The following is a 3,145-nucleotide window of genomic DNA, read 5'->3' on the forward strand; positions in this document are numbered from 1 at the left end:
GGATGAACTCCGGATTGCCCTGGGCCCGGTCGAACGCGCCCAGCAGACCGTTGATCCCGTCACCGGGATAGCCGTACACCCGCTTGACGCCCCACTCGGTCAGGCGCTGCAGCACATAGTCGGCGACCAACGTCATCACGCGCTCCCTGGGACCTGTACCTCACTCAGTTGTCACCAAGGGGTGACCCCGGGCGGTGTCTCGTAAACAGGGTTTCGGTCCGGCCACCCCTTCGGGGCGTGCTCCGGGAGGCGGCAATACGCTGAGGCGGTGTCGAGATGTGGCGGTGGGCGTATTCCGGACCCTGTTGCGGGCCCGGCGGAGCAACCGCGCCTACGGATCAGCCGCCGCTGTGCGCCTGCTGCACCGGTCCGACTGGCGTCTGACCGCCAGGGAGCCGATTCGTCTCGCCGAACGGACCGCCGTACGCTGCCGAAGCGGTCCCGGGTTCCGTGCCGCACTTCGCCGGGCCGGCGCCGCGGACCGGAAGATCCCCTACGAGCGGCTCTGATGCCCCGGCCTTCGTCATACCGGCCGAGATCCTGCGAACGAAACCACAGGGCAGGGCGACCGGGACACCCGCTTCTGCGGAGCTGAGTGCGCGCAGTGGAGGGCGTTTCGCCCGGTGTGTCCCCACGCTGCCCGGACGGCGGGGCATCGCCCGCCCGGCATCCGCGGGATCCGGGCGGAGGGTCCCGGTGGGAGACGCCGGTGTCCGGCCCCGCTTCGTCGACCGCCACGGCGGCCGGGTCGTCCGGCCGAAGCGGCTCCTTCCGCGGGAGGTGCCGCGGTCCGGCCGTGCGCATGGTCGCGGCGTCGCCGTCCGGCCGGGCGGACGGGTCGGCGCTTGTGGCCGCTGTCCGGCAAGGCTCGGTCAGTGCCTCCCGCAGGCGGGCCAGACAGCGCGCCAGCAACCGGGACACGTGCATCTGCGAGAGGCCCACGGCCGAGGCGATCTGCTGCTGAGTCTGACCGTCGAAGAAGCGCAGGTACAGGATGCGACGCTCGCGGTGGGGCAAGTCGTTCAGGGCGCGCATGAGCGTCACCCGCTCCACCACGAACTCCAGAGCCGGGTCGCGGTCGCCGATCACCTCACTGAGCGTTGGTCCGGGAAGGTCCAGCGAGCGCGGACGGCAGGCCCGTTCCGAGCGCAGTGCGTCCGCCACCGCCTCCGGGGACAGATCGCAGGCGGCCGCGATCTCCGCATGCGTCACCGACCGTCCGTTGAGCTGCTCCAACTCGCTCCGCGCCTGGTTCACCCGCTGCCGGGCATCCTGGACGGGACGCGGAAGCCGCAGCAGTCCGGTCCGGTCCCGCAAGTGACGTTTCACCTCTCCGACGACGGTCGGCACCGCGTAGGACAGGAACGCGTGCCCCCGGTCCGGATCGTAGCCGTCGACGGCCTTGACGAGCCCGAGGCAGGCCACCTGGAAGAGGTCGTCCCGCTCCTCACAAGTGGTGTTGCGGTACTTGGCGGCGATACGGCGGGCCAGAGGAACGAGACGACGGATGACGCCCTCACGGGCGGCTTCCCTTCCCGGCCCAAGAGGCATCGCGCAGACGTCGCGCACCATGGCGTCGATCCGCTCGGACGACAGCGGCTCACCTCTCGCCTGCCCGACCCGCGAGCGGGGGCTACTGAAGGACGTCATCTGGGCCTCTGGCTGTCGGCGGGACCTCTCTACGGCTATGCAGGGATTCCCGCCCCACATGTCGGCCACGCGAAAACCACTCCGCTGGACCAGGCAGAGGGCTCTGATCCCGAGAGGGCCACGAGTGGGTCGCGGAGCGGGACACGCAGACGGCGGGGGTTGGTCTTCCCGAGCGACTGGCGTCCACTGGAAGGGAAGCGGCTCCTCGGCCAGGGCGCCCGTGAGCGTGATCGGGCACTGAGCCGTACGGCTGACGGGTGTTTTCCAGCCCGCACCGGGGAGTTACTCCCGCACCGCACGCGAGGTGACCCATGCGTCTGTGGCTCATCCATCCCAGCGCCCTGATGTACTCGGAGATCTTCTTCAGGCTGGAGCCGCTCGGGCTGGAGCGTCTCGCCGCGGCGGCCCGGGACGCCGGACACGACGTGCGGGCGGTCGACCTGCAGGTGCTGCGGAGCAGGGATCTGGAGCGGACCGTGGCGGAATTCCGGCCCGAGGCGGTCGGGTTCTCCCTCAACTACCTGGCGAACATCCCCGAGGCCATCGACCTGGCCCGCGGCATCAAGCAGGCGCTGCCCGGCTGCTTCGTGTTCTTCGGCGGACACAGCGTCTCCTTCGTGGCGGCGGACGTCCTACGGCAGGCCGAGAGAGCCGTCGACGCCGTGGTGCGCGGCGAGGGCGAGACCGCCGTTTTCCCCCGGCTGGAGGCGGTGCGTGCCGGCGGCCTCGACACGGTCCCCGGCATCGTCGCCCCCAAGTGCAGTGGTCCGCCCCCCACGCATGCTGCACACCATCGACGCCCCGCGTCCCGCACGCGACCTCATGCGCCACCGCCGCCGCTACTTCATCGGTGAACTCGACCCCTGCGCCTCCATCGAGTTCACCCGTGGATGTCCCTGGGACTGCTCCTTCTGCTCCGCCTGGACCTTCTACGGCCGCAGCTACCGCAAGGCCTCCCCCCAAGCGGCCGCCGAAGAGCTCGGCAGCATCCGCGAGCCCAACGTCTTCATCGTCGACGACGTCGCCTTCATCCGGCCCGAGCACGGTGACGCCATCGCCGGCGAACTGGAACGCCGGCGCATCCGCAAGCAGTACTACCTGGAGACCCGCAGTGACGTGCTGCTGCGCAACACCGAGGTCTTCCAGCGATGGACCCGCCTGGGACTGCGGTACATGTTCCTGGGCATGGAGGCGATCGACTCCGAGGGACTCGACCTCTACCGCAAGCGCGTCAGTCCCGACGACAACTTCCGCGCCCTGGAGACGGCCCGCAAGCTGGGCATCAACGTGGCGATCAACCTCATCGTCGACCCGGCCTGGGACGCCGAGCGCTTCCGGATCGTGCGCGAGTTCGCGACAGCCGTCCCGGAGATCGTCCACCTCACGGTCATGACCCCCTACCCGGGCACCGAGATCTGGCACACCGAGGCCCGCCGCCTCACCACCCGCGACTACCGCCTGTTCGACATCCAGCACGCCGTAGTCCCCACCACCC

At 70.1% G+C, this 3,145-nt stretch carries 2 protein-coding genes and 1 pseudogene; 1 reads left to right on the top strand and 2 read right to left on the bottom strand.

The genetic code is table 11. The features are described from left to right. Positions 1 to 136 (bottom strand): thiamine pyrophosphate-binding protein (locus tag C1I97_RS42795; RefSeq protein ID WP_146608385.1); only part of this gene is annotated, 136 nt, incomplete at its 3' end. A 35-nt stretch (positions 137 to 171) separates the two neighbouring features. After that, on the bottom strand, positions 172 to 1,710 hold the full coding sequence (locus tag C1I97_RS34020) for a sigma-70 family RNA polymerase sigma factor (protein ID WP_309147846.1): 1,539 nt from the start codon (positions 1,708 to 1,710) through the stop codon (positions 172 to 174). 251 nt (positions 1,711 to 1,961) lie between these two features. Between C1I97_RS34020 and hpnR the strand changes: the two are divergent. Continuing rightward, positions 1,962 to 3,145 (top strand): annotated as a pseudogene (gene hpnR, locus C1I97_RS34025) (hopanoid C-3 methylase HpnR); the annotation flags it as partial.

The sequence above is a fragment of the Streptomyces sp. NTH33 genome, assembly GCF_003236365.1.
Classification (GTDB): domain Bacteria; phylum Actinomycetota; class Actinomycetes; order Streptomycetales; family Streptomycetaceae; genus Streptomyces.

What these genes read in the sequence shown, in the direction of transcription:
- C1I97_RS34020 (WP_309147846.1), bottom strand. Translation starts at nt 1,710, where the DNA reads ATGTGGGGCGGGAATCCCTGCATAGCCGTAGAGAGGTCCCGCCGACAG.